The 14,564-nt window shown below is 38.3% G+C and carries 11 protein-coding genes and 1 tRNA gene; 5 read left to right on the forward strand and 7 right to left on the reverse strand.

Annotation, left to right across the window (positions count from 1 at the left end):
- The first annotated feature begins 47 nt into the window (after positions 1-47).
- The 3 genes from H5119_RS07175 (at position 48) to H5119_RS07185 (ending at position 3,798) form a co-directional block, all read left to right on the forward strand.
- Positions 48-123 (forward strand) — tRNA-Glu (locus H5119_RS07175).
- Positions 124-478: 355 nt separating this feature from the next.
- Complete coding sequence (locus H5119_RS07180; RefSeq protein ID WP_182701730.1) at positions 479-3,346, forward strand: pitrilysin family protein; 2,868 nt, start codon at positions 479-481, stop codon at positions 3,344-3,346.
- A 185-nt stretch (positions 3,347-3,531) separates the two neighbouring features.
- The gene (locus H5119_RS07185; RefSeq protein ID WP_182701731.1) at positions 3,532-3,798 is read left to right on the forward strand and encodes a DksA/TraR family C4-type zinc finger protein; all 267 of its coding nucleotides are present in this window, start codon (positions 3,532-3,534) and stop codon (positions 3,796-3,798) included.
- A 120-nt stretch (positions 3,799-3,918) separates the two neighbouring features.
- On the opposite strand, the gene gloA is transcribed toward H5119_RS07185, so the two are convergent.
- The gene (gene gloA / locus H5119_RS07190) at positions 3,919-4,320 is read right to left on the reverse strand and encodes a lactoylglutathione lyase (RefSeq protein ID WP_182701732.1); all 402 of its coding nucleotides are present in this window, start codon (positions 4,318-4,320) and stop codon (positions 3,919-3,921) included.
- Between the two features lie 443 nt (positions 4,321-4,763).
- Here gloA and H5119_RS07195 point away from each other — a divergent pair, with 443 nt between their 5' ends.
- Positions 4,764-6,923: an exonuclease domain-containing protein gene (locus H5119_RS07195; protein ID WP_220492875.1), complete on the forward strand. Its 2,160-nt coding sequence runs from the start codon at positions 4,764-4,766 to the stop codon at positions 6,921-6,923.
- A 35-nt stretch (positions 6,924-6,958) separates the two neighbouring features.
- Here the strand turns inward: H5119_RS07195 and H5119_RS07200 are convergent, their stop codons facing one another.
- The 6 genes from H5119_RS07200 to dinG form a co-directional block, all read right to left on the reverse strand.
- Positions 6,959-7,849, reverse strand: coding sequence for a DMT family transporter (locus tag H5119_RS07200; protein ID WP_182701733.1), 891 nt, complete (start codon positions 7,847-7,849; stop codon positions 6,959-6,961).
- 193 nt (positions 7,850-8,042) lie between these two features.
- Positions 8,043-8,195 (reverse strand): DUF2496 domain-containing protein, encoded by a 153-nt coding sequence (locus H5119_RS07205; protein ID WP_182701734.1) that lies wholly within the window; start codon positions 8,193-8,195, stop codon positions 8,043-8,045.
- Positions 8,167-8,460: a late competence development ComFB family protein gene (locus H5119_RS07210; protein WP_138586127.1), complete on the reverse strand. Its 294-nt coding sequence runs from the start codon at positions 8,458-8,460 to the stop codon at positions 8,167-8,169. Before H5119_RS07210 ends, H5119_RS07205 begins: the two co-directional genes overlap by 29 nt.
- A 197-nt stretch (positions 8,461-8,657) precedes the next feature.
- On the reverse strand, positions 8,658-9,266 hold the full coding sequence (locus H5119_RS07215; RefSeq protein ID WP_182701735.1) for a primosomal replication protein: 609 nt from the start codon (positions 9,264-9,266) through the stop codon (positions 8,658-8,660).
- A 1-nt stretch (position 9,267) separates the two neighbouring features.
- Entirely contained in the window at positions 9,268-10,044 is a 777-nt protein-coding gene (locus H5119_RS07220; protein ID WP_182701736.1) for a TSUP family transporter, read from the reverse strand.
- Positions 10,044-12,119 (reverse strand): ATP-dependent DNA helicase DinG, encoded by a 2,076-nt coding sequence (gene dinG, locus H5119_RS07225; RefSeq protein WP_182701737.1) that lies wholly within the window; start codon positions 12,117-12,119, stop codon positions 10,044-10,046. Before dinG ends, H5119_RS07220 begins: the two co-directional genes overlap by 1 nt.
- Before the next feature lie 60 nt (positions 12,120-12,179).
- Here dinG and H5119_RS07230 point away from each other — a divergent pair, with 60 nt between their 5' ends.
- Positions 12,180-14,522: a DNA polymerase II gene (locus H5119_RS07230; protein ID WP_182701738.1), complete on the forward strand. Its 2,343-nt coding sequence runs from the start codon at positions 12,180-12,182 to the stop codon at positions 14,520-14,522.
- Positions 14,523-14,564: the final 42 nt, after the last annotated feature.

Consider the following 14,564-nt stretch of genomic DNA (forward strand, 5'->3'; position numbering starts at 1 on the left):
CCTGAAACGAGTCTAAAAATTCAGTTGTCCTAGTGACACATTTATGTGTCCCCATCGTCTAGAGGCCTAGGACACCGCCCTTTCACGGCGGTAACAGGGGTTCGAATCCCCTTGGGGACGCCACTCACTTTATTAAACAAATGAAAAGTGAGTAAAGTGTTATTAAAAGTTGTATCAATTAGCTATATCCTATCCATATAATACGTTTAAAAAACCACTCTTTTACTTAAAAATAAATTCAATGCTTATTTAAGCACCTAAAAAATAAACATCCGATAAATAATACTAATTTCGATTTGACCTATCTATCAAATCCCTTATTGATATATTAATTTAAATTTATTTTGTGTACTTGAGCTATCATGTTTTATTCCAGTCACACTTAGTTACAAACTACGGTAATTGTTCGTTTTCATTCTCTTGTACCCAGCTTAATTAAATCATAAACTCATTGAGTTAATTAAAAATGGACTAAAGAATGAAACTCACAAAAATTGCACTTGCTGTATTACTTGCATCAGGCTTAACTGCTTGTAACAGCTCAACTCAAGTGGTTGATAAAAATACAGTTATAGAAACATCAATTCCTGGCGTTATACTTGTTGAATCAGTGAAATCAAACGCGGGTGAAATCAATATACCTTATAAAAAATACAAACTAGATAATGGCTTAACGGTTATCGTTCACGAAGACCATTCAGATCCCTTAGTACATGTAGATGTAACATACCATGTAGGTTCTGCTCGCGAAGAGTTGGGTAAGTCAGGCTTTGCTCACTTTTTTGAGCATATGATGTTTCAAGGTTCTGAAAACGTAGCTGATGAAGAGCATTTTAAAATGATTACTGAGGCCGGTGGTACGCTAAATGGTACTACTAACTCAGATCGCACTAACTACTTTGAAACAGTACCCGTAAACCAGCTTGAAAAGATGCTATGGCTAGAAGCTGACCGTATGGGCTTTTTGCTTGATGCTGTAACGCAAGAGAAGTTTGAAGTACAACGGGAAACAGTTAAAAATGAACGTGGCCAACGTGTAGATAATCGCCCGTATGGTCGTTTAAATGAACGCGTGTCACAAGCTCTTTACCCAGACGGCCACCCATATTCTTGGCCGGTAATTGGTTTTATGGACGATTTAAATCGCGTCAATGTTAATGATCTCAAAGCATTCTTTTTACGTTGGTATGGTCCAAATAACGCAACTATTACTATTGGTGGTAATATCAGTGCGGAAGAAGTAGTGCCGTTAGTTAGCAAATATTTTGCACCGATCCCGCGTGGTCCTGAAGTTGAGAATGCAGAAAAACAAGCGGTAACCCTCGATGCTGATCGTTATATTTCAATGGAAGATAAGGTTCACTTACCACTGTTGAGTATTAATTATCCAACTGCCTATGCACGTCACGAAGATGAAGCACCACTTGATATACTAGCCGAGATCATTGGTGGTGGTAATAATTCAATCTTATATAAAAACTTAGTAAAAACCCAACTTGCTGTACAGGCGGGCGTTAACCATCCATGTCGTGAGCTTGCATGTTCATTAAGTATCTATGCTTTACCAAATCCAGCATCGGGAAAAACACTGGCTGATATAGAAAAAATTGTTCGTGATTCATTTACTGAGTTTGAACAACGCGGTGTAACGCAAGATGACTTAGATAAAGTGAAAGCAAAAATAGAATCTGGCGCAATTTTTGGATTGCAAAGCGTCTCAGGTAAAGTCTCTCAGCTTGCAGCATTTGAAACCTTCACGGGTAACCCTAATTACATTAGAGATGACATCGCTCGCTATAATAGCGTTACAAAAGCGGATGTAATGCGAGTATTTAATGACTATGTTAAAGACAAATTTGCAGTGATCATGAGTGTAGTGCCTGAAGGGCAACCTCAGTTAATTGCAGCTAAAGATAATTTCACTCCAATTTCTCATGATTTCGGTGGTCCATCATCAACAAGTGCAGACGACTTAGTTGCACGTAAGGCAGTTGATACATTTGATAGAAGTAAACAACCAACAGCAGGTAAAAATCCAGCTGTGGATGTGCCTACATTATGGCAAACAACGACCAATAATGGGATTGCGGTTTTAGGGACTCAAAGCACTGAAACGCCAACGACTTCTTTACTTATTAAAGTGCCTGGTGGCCAATATAACGAGCAAGCTAAAAAAGTGGGTCTTGCTTCTGTGACCGCCGCATTGTTAAGTGAATCAACACAAAATTATACAACAGAGGAAATGAGTAACGCGCTTGAAAAACTTGGAAGCAGCATTCGTATCTCTGCAAATAGCACGCACACAAATATATTTGTTTCAAGCTTAACAAAAAACCTTGATGCGACTTTAGCTTTGGTTGAAGAGAAGTTATTTAATCCAGCTTTTAGTGAAGATGATTTCAATCGTAACAAACAACAAAGCATCCAGAACATTCAACATGCAATGAAAGATGCAGGTTATTTAGCAACTAACGCGTACAGTAAATTGCTTTATGGCAATAGCATTGCAGCATTGCCAAATGGTGGCACGTTAGAAAGTTTAGCCGCTATTAACCTTGATGATGTAAAAGGGTTTTATCAATCAAACTTTAAACCTCAGGGCAGTGAAGTAATCGTAGTATCTGATTTAGATCAATCTGCATTACAAGGCAAAATCAAAAATACGCTAAATAATTGGCAAGGTAAAGCGCCTGTATCTACAGCTAAGTTTGAAGAGCCAAAAATTGCAGGAAATGTAATCTACTTAGTAGATAAACCAGATGCACCTCAGTCTGAAATTCGCATTGGTAAGCGCGGTATGATTGAAGACATTACTGGTGAGTTCTTTAAATCTAACTTAATGAACTTTGCAATTGGTGGCAATTTTAATAGTCGTATAAATTTAAATTTACGTGAAGATAAAGGGTACACCTACGGTGCACGCACGCGTTTTTGGGGCGATGCAACATCAGGTGGTTTTACAGCATCTGCCGCAGTTCGTGCAGACTCTACAGCAGCCTCTATTGTTGAATTTACGAATGAGCTAAATAATTATGCGCAAAATGGTATCACAGATGATGAGTTGAGCTTTATGCGTCAAGCGATCAATCAAAAGGATGCGCTTAAATATGAAACACCTAATGCAAAGCTAGGTTTCCTTGCTCAGATATTGGAACATGATTTACAGCCAAGCTTTGTTAAAGACCGTAATGAGATCGTAAGCACAATAAGCAAAGACGAAATTAACGCGTTGGCTGCAAAGCATTTAAATACCAAAGAGATGGTTTACTTGGTAGTAGGCGATGCTAAAACGCTCCGCCCAGAGCTTGAAAAATTAGGCATGAAGGTTGTTGATTACAACCTTTAATGTTTAATTAAGTAATTGCTATTGTTATAAAGCAGCTTTTTAGCTGCTTTTTTTGTCTAATCATTAGTTATTGGTTTTTCGCACCGGCAACGATATTAAATCAGAGAGTTATTTCATTTATTCAGTACTTATAAATATTCCGTTTGGTAGTGTAAGTTTAAGCATCCAACGTATTAGGAGGGTTTATGGCAAGCGGATGGGCAAGAGATGGTGCAATTCAAGATCAAATAGATGCAAGTGTGAATGACGCCGTGCAATATGCAAGAAGCAATTTGATATCAGGCGCGAGTGCCGAGTTATGCGAAGAGTGTGATGAGGCAATTCCGCAAGCGCGAAGACTCGCACTTCCAGGTGTACGATATTGCGTTCAATGCCAAGCTACTATTGAGCGTAAAAGAGCTGGCGCGAGCACGGTTAATCGACGTGGTAGTAAAGACAGTCAATTACGCTAAAAGGTGCCCTGAGCACCTTTTTATTTAATACCAATCTGCATAACCATTTGAACAATATATAAAATCAAATCTCTCCATAGCTAAGCAAATTGTTATTACTTGAATTAGTTGTTAAGTAATTTAAAAGTTGCTCATGTTATCTTTTTTCTGAATAAGCTCAATTGCATAGCCATCAGGGTCTTTTACAAAAGCAATTTCAGTAGTACCGCCTTTTACAGGCCCCGGTTCACGGCTTACATTACCTCCAGCAGCTTTTATATCTGCACAGGCTTTATAAATATCGTCAAACTCAATTGCAATATGACCATAAGCATTACCTAAGTCGTAGCTGTTTGTATCCCAGTTGTAAGTTAGCTCCAACACCGTATTATCTTTTTCATTCCCATAGCCTACAAACGCGAGGGTGTAACGATACTCTTCATTATCTGCGCGACGTAATTCTTTCATGCCCAATATTTGAGTATAAAACGCAATTGATTTGTCCAAATCAGCAACTCGTAACATGGTATGTAATAAACGCATTTGTGCACCTTAGCTTGTGGTTAAATTTGCATAGGCTTTCAATAATACAGGTGCAGTACGCCAATTTGTAGGCTTGTGAAAAAATTCTTTCAGATTTGTTAAACAGGTAAGAAAGGTATGGCTATTTATAACACAATAATCAACAGAGCTGAGCTCATAGAAAAATAGTGAGTTAGTTTTGATGTAGCCGCGCGGCGGCGCTTATAAACGATCGCGCGCAATCGGAGTCGTTATATAAGCTAGCATCTATTTATTTTAAGCTTTTTCTTGCTGCATCAGTTGAAAGCCTATATTGATCCTAAAGTACAATAATTTTAAGTCGCTACTTAGCACCAATATTGAAAGGGCGAACAGATATAGTAAATCACCATTAGAGTATTTTTAAGATTGAATAATAAGTGCAAATACTAGATACTGTTTTTATATACAGTTGTGGCGATATTATGAAACAAGAATTACCAGCAAAGTACTATTTAGCGCATTTTAGAGATCTTATTGAGTTTGTATCCAGCAAGTGCATACACTTGCTTGAGCCCAAACATGAAGTGTTTATTGCTAAAATTAACCAGCTTGATGAGCAAAGCCAGTGTATGTTGGCGCGTGTATATTCACGAAAGCCTTATCTAGTACAGGCGCAGTCGCTCAATTATGAAGAAATAGCGTCACCGCATCAGGCTATCTATACGCTAAAAACGGCCGGTATTTTATTTGAGCCAAACGAGCTGCACTATGCACAGCTTTTAACACATTTAACGAAACCTTCCTTGGTTGAGTTACTAAGTAGTTACCCAGAACAAATAAGCTTTAAAAAGAGCGCTGCTAAAGGCGCGCTAGTGGATATTGCATGTGCATTTTTTAAAGATTGCCCACAAGAGCTTGCCCCGCTTTATAGCCAGTATGTTATTAACAGCCGCAGTGATTTTTACGAGTATTTTGAGTTTTTATTTGCAGGTAAGCTCAGTATTGGTGATGTGAATCATCAAAACCGGTTTGTAATGCGAGATTTAGGCTTAACTGCGACACGTGAAGGGCAAAGTGAAAGTTTATCGCGCTTTGAAACCCTTGATGAAGCGCACTCTAACTATTTATTAAATCGCTGCCGATTAACATTTAAAAATATAACAGATGAAAACGATTATGTTGCTTTAGCGTCGCAGGTTTTATTGCAAGTCGCGCATGGTGCAATTGCGGTTGCGTTAAAAAATAAATTATTAGTTAGGCTTTATCGACAATTAAAAGGGGTTGATAGCGAACTTGCCTTTAGCTTACTTGAAGCCTGCATGGATGATAGTGAAGCACAAGAAATTCAAATAAGAGAGCAATACCGACTTAGCAATAAAGAGTGGGTAAAAGCGCGATTAGACGCCATTATCGAAAATCCACTTACTGATGACTTACTGTATTTTGCTGACGATTTTTTAATGCGTAAGTTTAATAAACAAACACGTTCGCGTTTGAGTGCCATGCTTGCCGACACACAGTGCGTACTCGAAATAGATGAACTGTACCGAGGTGAAGTAGAGCAGGGCGTAAACGATTATTATACTCGCCAAGGTATGCAAGTATTTAATACCGAAAACACGCTTTGGCAAAGTTTATTTGGATTAGTATTTTGGCAAGAGCTATTTATAGAGTCGCCTTATCCGCCATGTAACGAATTTGACATTTATCCGCAGGTATTAAGGTTTGATAACTTTTATAAAGCGCAGAAAACACAAATAAATGATCGTTTAGCACAGTGCCAAACACCTCAAGCATTGCTTAATTTAGTATGTAAAAATGCAGCGCAATATTTTGAGCAACCCAATGGCTTATTTAGGTGGCATAATGAGTTACTACAACCGCTAGAAGCACTTATTTTAAATAGCCCTATTAAGGCGTTAATTACTCATTTAACGAATATGAGTAAGCATTATTCACAGCTAAAAGACGGCTACCCCGACTTAATGGTAATTAATAATGGCCAAGTACATTTTGAGGAGGTAAAAGCCCCAGGCGATAAACTAAGGCGCAACCAACTAACCACCATCGATAACTTAAAAAATGTGGGCTTTGAAGTACATATTGCTGCGGTTAAATGGTTTGTAGACCCCAACCGTGTTTACAGTGTGATCGATATAGAAACCACTGGCGGTTTGAAAGGCGGTAACCGCATTACCGAAATAGGCCTTGTAAAAGTACAGCACGGAAAAGTAATTGATAGCTGGACTACCTTAATTAATCCACAGCGACATATACCAAGCTTCATAACATCTTTAACTGGTATTAGTGACAGTATGGTTTATAACGCTCCTGTATTTGCCGAAATAGCACAGCCGCTGTTAGATAAGCTCACAGGCACTATTTTTGTTGCCCATAACGTTAATTTTGACTATGGTTTTATTAAAAAAGAATGCGAGATGGCAGGGCACTTTTTTAAAATGCCAAAAATGTGTACTGTGGTTGAGTCGCGCAAAGCGTTTAAAGGACTGAAGTCGTATTCACTGGGTAATCTCTCATCACACTTTAATTTAAATTTAACCAGCCATCACCGAGCATTGGCCGATGCAACTGCTACTGCTGAGTTGTTATTACTTATTCAGCAATCCCAAACCAACGAATAAACAGCAAACCTTAACGTAAAAAGTAGTACGAACTTTTAAGTACTTAGCGGTTTAGCTAAGTGCTTTTTTCGTGGTAAGAAACCAGTAACCAGCATAGTGCCTATAATTACAAACAGTGCGCCTAGTAATGTATTGGCCCCTATTTTCTCGTCTAAAATTAGATGCCCCCAAAATATACCAAATAACGGAATTAAAAATGTAACCGTGAGGGCAGAAGTTGGGCCAATATCGTCGATTAATTTAAAAAATAATATATAAGCAAGTGCGGTACATATAACCCCTAATGCGAGTACTCCTAGCATAACGTGGGTGCTTGGTATTTCTCGTATTGGCATAAATAAGATAAGCGGCAGTACCATAAAGCTTGAAGCCCACATTGAGCCATGGGCGTTATCGAAGGGGGCCAGTTTAGGCGCATTTTTAGTGTAATGCGATGCAATGGCATAGCAAAGTGATGCGCTCAATGCTGCTACTATAGCTATGATGGATTGGCTATTTAATACAAAATGATTTTGCCCAACAAGTATTGCAACGCCTATTAAGCCAAGTAGTAAACCAAGCACCATACTTTTATTGGGCTTTGTTTTTGTCCATAAAATTCCTACTACAACACCCCATATTGGTGTTGTAGAGTTTAAAATTGAGAGTGTGGATGCGCTAATTGTTTGGGCTGCGTAAGCAAAAAATAAAAACGGCAGGGCAGAATTAAACGCGCCTATAATAAAAAAGTGTTTTTTATGTTGGATAAACGCTAAGCGGCGTTTTAAATACAAAGCAACAATAAATAACGTAATTGCAGCAAAGCCAACTCTAAACTCAATTAATACCGCAGGTCCTAAACTGGTGGCTGCCATTCGCATAAATAAAAAAGATGCGCCCCAAATAGCGGCCAGAAAAAACAATCGCAGTAAGCTTGCTAAGGTCATGATAGTACTTTAATTATGTTAGTTGGCTTTTAGAGTAGCAGGGTTTATAAATAGTGTAAGCCATATTAGGAACTGGCATATTAAAAAATAAGCTAAAAAATTTAGAGTGTTAGTTAGTCGCGCTTTAATCAAAGTTGATAGGATTAAACTTGAAGGTGTTGCACTACTCTTAGTTTATGTAATCGAATAAGAATTAATTCGAAGCCAGTTTTTTTTCAAAATCATCTTTAACTATTTCGAGTGCTTTAAGAATGTCTTCTGGAGCAATATCGTGTTGCTCCAGTATCATGATTAAATCGACTGCAAGTTTAATATGTTCAGGCGCTTGATTTAGTGAATTGCTCATTTAAGTCTTTCTTTTTTGAGATTTGGTTAATAGCGACATTAATTGCCGTTTGAACGCGTTCTTCCATATGTAAACGCTCAGTTTGTGGTAAGTAAAATGCCATATCTACATCATAACGAATGTATCGAGGAGGAAGTTGATTTAATATAGTACAGCAAAAATCTGCCATTACATCTTCGTTATATTGCTCGCTAAGTTTAAGTTTTATTATTTCTTCAAGAACAATTTTTTCGTAGTAATTGTGTATGTCGTCATGTAATCGCATATTCCTATCACTCTTTTTTATTCCATGCTGTTGATATTGAGTTTATACCAAGGTTAGTCATAAATCGATAGCAGCTTTGAATTGTTATTCGGTATACGGAAGGTTGTTAATTTTATCTGATTTTTAAAGTGAATAGCTGATATAGCTATGCTTTGATCAGAACAAAATTGGCAGTTAAACACCATAATAAAAGTGTTTTAACGAAGCTGTTGCTTTTCTACTTGTTGTATTTTATCTTCGGTTGCAGAAATTGCTTTTCTGCAGCGCCCTAAGCGAGCATGTGTACTTAATATTTCAAGGTTAAGCTTTTGTGCTTTAGCAGGCGACGCTTTATCCATTTGCATTTTTCGCTCTTCAATCATAAGCACTAAACGACGTTCAAACTCATGGTTTTGTTTTAATTCGTCGTAAAGTTCGTGCGACGACTGCATGATTTTTTGTACAGCTTGTTTGTAAACCGCTTGTTTTGGGCGTGGTTTATAGTGGCTTTTGTTTTCTTTAACCCAAATAGGTGTTGATTTAATGACGTTAAAAACTGCTTGCACTTGAGTTGCTATACGCTCAAGTGCATAGGTATAAGCGTGGCGATGCTCGCTTGGCGGTAACCTTGACACTTCGTCTTCTATTTCAATTACATAGTCTGCTAAGTTCATACTTTTTGTACTAAAAACGGCGCGATCAAATAAGCTAGGTTGCGCTTGCATGTAACGGTTTTTAGAAAAAAGTTTAGCTTTATCAAATTGCTCGGCTTGCTGTTTTAGCGTTGCAATTTGATGACGTAGTTTATCTAAAGCCATTGAATGCATATTAAAAATAAGCCTCGTAAATTAGTTTTAGCGCTAAAAGTATAACCATGGTATTAAAAACTGGACGAATAAATTTACTACCAAAACGTATCGCTGAATGCGCGCCAAACCATGCACCTAGCATGATAAAAAAGCCCATTGTTATGCCAAGTAAAAAGTTTACATGGCCCAAAGCAACAAAGGTGATCAATGATATAAAGTTAGAAACAAAGTTCATTGAACGCGCTAAACCACAATTGAGTAGCAGGTTCATTTTGTAAAGCATGCCATTCGAGGCAGTCCAAAAAGTACCCGTGCCAGGCCCTGCTAATCCATCAAAAAAGCCTAATGCTAAACCCTGTAGCCATTGTTTTATTTTCATTGCTTTGTTTAGTTTAGGGAGTTCATCCCCTTCGGTGGTACTTAAATTACCAAATAAGCTATAGGCGGCAACCAAAATAATAATAATCGGGAGTAGTTTATTTAAAAAATCAATACTTAAATGATCAACAATAACAGTTCCTAGCAGTGCGCCTATTGCGGTAGCAATAATGGAGGCGGCCCAAAACTTTGGACTAAATAAGTTTTTTTTGTAATAGGTATAGCTTGCCGTTAAAGAACCAAAGCTGGCAGCGAGTTTATTGGTACCGAGTGTTAAATGTGGAGGTAGGCCAGCGGTTAATAAAGCGGGCACAGTTAACATGCCACCGCCGCCGGCGATAGCGTCTATAAAACCTGCGGCAAGTGCAACAGCACATAAAACAGCCCAGGTTGTTGGATCGAGTGCAAGTTCAAACATTAATAATCTATTTGTCTTTTAAAAGGTGGTAGGGTGTCGAGCATGGCTTTGCCGTATCGCTTGGTAACTAAGCGCCTATCGAGAATAGTAATACAGCCTTCATCACTCTCTTTTCGCAGCAGTCTACCACAGCTTTGTACCAATTTCTTTGCGGCGTCGGGCACGGTAATCGTTAAAAATGGATTTCCGCCTTTACTTTGTACAAATTCTGCTTGTGCTTCTTCTATTGGAGAAGTCGGTACTGCAAACGGTATTTTGGTAATTATTAGGTTCTCTAAATATTTCCCAGGTAAATCAAGCCCTTCTGAAAGACTCTGTGTCCCGAATAAAATACTGCCTTTGCCTTCGTCTATATTTTTAGTGTGTGCTTTTAGTAAAGCTTCTCGCGACATCTCACCTTGAACTAATAAGTTAAAACCTTTTGTTCTAAGAAACTTTGTTACGTGGTCCATTTGCCAGTAGGAAGCAAACAATACAAGGTTTGCTTTTTTATCGTTTAGATATTCTGGTAATGTTTGAGCTAAATGGTCGCTAAAGTCTTTATCAGTTGGTTCTACTTTCGATACTGGGATACGTAAAGTGGCTTGTTTTGGGTAATCAAAAGGAGAAGGTGCTTTAATAAATTTAACGCCTTCTTCCTTAGCAAGTCCGGTTTCGTAAGCAAAGTGATCGAACGAGCCGAGTGCACTTAATGTAGCAGAGCACAAAACAGCGCCCGCGCATTCTCGCCATAACTTATCTTTTAAATAATAACCGACTTCAATAGGGCAGTCGCTTAATAGATGGTCGTGGTGATTTTTGTATTCAAGGCGTTTTATCCACCTCGCATGAGGCGTACCTTCACCTTTTTTAGCGTAACTAAACCAAAGTTTGTTTAGTTGCTCTAACCGGTTAATATATTGCCCGCTTTCACCTAATATTGGATCGGCAACGTACGGTTTTATATCGCCGTCGCTTACATCTTGCGTAAGGGTGTCGTGCATTTTGTTTAAGCAGCGCAGGGCATCTTGTGTAGCTTCACTTATGTCTTTTGCTTTACTGTGCAGCGACTCTGGAATTTCACCGTGCTCAAAGCGGTAAGTATCATCTTTTGAGTATTCAAAGTCCGCATTATCAAGAATATCACGCACTACTTTTAAATCTTTATTAGCGTCGTTAATACTGTCGCAAAGTTTAAAATTTTGCCCTATTGCTTTTTGACCCACTAAAATTTTAGCCATTTTTCCACTAAACTTAGTAAGCTTATCAAGCCATTCTATGGTGCCTTTTATTGTGGCAGCAGCAGATGAAAAATCGCGAGTTATATGTGCTAAATGATGCGCTTCATCAATAACGTAAATGGTGTTGTCGGGCTCTGGTAAAATTTTACCGCCACCCAAATCTAAATCAGCAAGTAGTAATGAGTGATTAATTACCAATACGTCCATTTGCATTAATTGATTACGAGCAAGCTGAAACGGACACGTTTGATGGGCCTTCATTTGGCGCTGACACGAATGTTTATCGCACGCGATTAAGTTCCATATTCTGTCGGGTACTGTGTCGGCCCAGCTGTCTCTATCGCCTTGCCATTTTTTATTTACATACGCGTTGTATAGCTCATTTAAGCATTTGGTTTCCATTGCGCTTAAGGGGGAAGTAAGCGTTGGCATAAAGTCCATTTGTGTTTGGCTATCGCCATTTACAGCGTTGTGTAGTTTGTGGGCGCAAATATAACGATGACGACCTTTTACTAAATCAAATTTAAAGTCGAGCCCTGAATGCTTTTTAAAAAACGGGAGCTCTTTTGCTATTAATTGCTCTTGAAGTGCAACGGTTGCGGTAGAAATAACCAGTTTCTTTTTTTGTGCCAAGGCCAGTGGCAATGCCCCTAAACAATAGGCAAGAGACTTACCTGTACCGGTGCCTGCTTCAATAACGCATATACGTTGTTTTTTGTGATAGTCGCCTGCAAGGGTTTTTGCTATTTCGGCAACAAGGTAGTTTTGGCTACTTCGCGGGCGGTAATCAGTTAGGTTATTAGCCACATGCTGGTGTACTTGCCTAATTGTTTTTTTTAGTGAGTCAGAAAGCATGGGATGATTTACCTAAAGTATGTATATAATTACAGTGTATATATTAAGTGGGATCGTACATTGACACAAGCAATCTATCAGGGCTTTATTTTATCAAGGCAACAATACTCGTCAAAAAGTAGACGAGGGATCACCTTGTGTTATTGGCTCGTATCAGAGCAAGGTCCTATTAAAGTGCTCGTTGAGGATCAACAAGCTGTGTTTTTTATCCCTCAAGAAAAACATGACTTTGCCAAAGCTGCATTAAATAAGGCAAACCTAAGCGCCAATTTTAAAGTAGTAGACATGCGACATTTTAGCGGAGCTGCATGTATAGGATGTTATTTTAATGATGCAAGTACCCTTTATAAAGCACGTACACTTCTTGAGCCGCACTTAAGTATATACGAAGCAGATATACGTCACAGCGATCGTTTTTTAATGGAACGTTTTATTAAAGGCGGCGTATGGGTTACAGGGGATGTGTCTCAAAAAGATGGTTTTATTTTAATTAATAATGCCAAATTAAAGGCGAGCCCTGAATATACACCCACGCTGACATCGCTCTCATTAGATATTGAGTGCAATGGTGAAGGCGTATTGTTTTCGGTTGGACTAGTAGGAAATGGCCTTGATACCGTTTTAATGATTGGTGAGCCTCAACAGCATAATCAGCCATTTAATATAGATTGGTGCTTTGACGAGATTAATCTACTACAAAAGCTACAGCAGTATATCAATAATAATGATCCTGACATTATTGTTGGTTGGAATGTCATTGAATTTGATTTTAGCGTTCTTAACACGAGAGCGGAGGCGCTGGGAATAACGCTTAATTTTGGCAGAGAGCAGCAACCTTTAAATATAACAACAGGGCACTATACGCGTCTGTCGTTACCGGGGCGAAGTGTTATAGATGGCATTGATACCTTAAAAAATGCCACTTATCACTTTGACAATTACTCACTTGCGAACATTTCTCGTAAGGTACTTGGCGAGTCTAAGTTAATTCAGGCGAATAATCGTTTAAGCGAAATTATTCGCCAATTTAACGAAGATAAATTGAGTTTAGCCGCCTATAACCGACAAGACTGCATTCTCGTTAATAGGATTTTTACTCAGTTACAACTTTTTGAATTTGCAATAGTGAGGACTCAACTAACAGGTCTTGAGCTTGAGCGAATGGGGGGCTCTGTTGCAGCATTTACTAACTTATATTTGCCATTACTACATCGCAGCGGGTATGTTGCGCCAAATTTAGGCGATCACGGTTTGTCGTTTGAAAGCCCCGGTGGGTATGTAATGGAATCGATACCTGGGCTTTACAAAAATATACTCGTTCTGGATTTTAAAAGTTTATATCCTTCTATTATGCGCACATTTTGTATTGACCCCCTTGGGCTTATTAAGGGGTTAAACTCACCTAAGGATGCCGTTGAAGGTTTCAACAACGCACTTTTTTCCAAAAGTGTACACCACTTGCCAAAGTTAATTAAGCACTTAACACATACCCGTCAGAAGGCAAAAGACACTGAACAGCCAATGCTTTCACAAGCGATCAAAATTATAATGAACAGCTTATATGGCGTACTTGGCTCTAAAGGCTGCCGATTTTACGATCCCCGACTTTCAAGTTCGATAACATTACGCGGGCATGAAATTATGCAAACAACCCGTAAGTGGATAGAAAAGTTAGGTTATGAAGTGATTTATGGCGATACCGATTCTATTTTTGTAAAGGTTGATGATCAGCTAACGGCTTTGAGTTGCAATCAAATAGGTAAAGATTTAACACTCTACATTAATAATACGTGGAGTCATGATATTAAAGAACGTTTTGGGCTTACTAGCTATTTGGAAATTGAGTTTGAAACCCATTACAGCCCATTTTTTATGCCCACAATTAGAGGTAAAAAAACAGGTTCAAAAAAACGCTATGTAGGCCAAATCATTAAAAACAGTATGCCTGAACTTATCTTCAAAGGTATGGAAACGGTACGCAGTGATTGGACCGAACTTGCTCAAGAGTTTCAAACCGAGCTATTTAAAACTCTTTTTAGCGACAGCTTTAACATAGAGCAACTGCATGTAATTATAGATAGTTATACAAAAAAACTACATACAGGGGCGTTTGATAATAAATTGATATACCGAAAACGCTTAGGACAAAACTTAAGTGATTACATCAAAAATATTCCTCCACATGTTCAAGCAATAAAAAAACATAAAGTTAACAACCCTGATTTCGAAGTAAGACGAGGGCAAATAATTGAATACGTTTACACACTAACAGGTGCAGAAATCTATAATACATTTAACAAGTTCAACTATGAGATCTATGTTCGCAAACAACTAGAGCCAATTGCAGAAATGATCACGAGTTCAATCGATGATTCACATGTGCAAAAAACATTATTCGATTGATAGTAAAGCTAATTTTTGTACTTTATATAGTTAGAAATAATA

This window comes from Pseudoalteromonas sp. SG45-5, assembly GCF_014164085.1.
In the GTDB taxonomy this organism is placed as follows: domain Bacteria; phylum Pseudomonadota; class Gammaproteobacteria; order Enterobacterales; family Alteromonadaceae; genus Pseudoalteromonas; species Pseudoalteromonas aliena.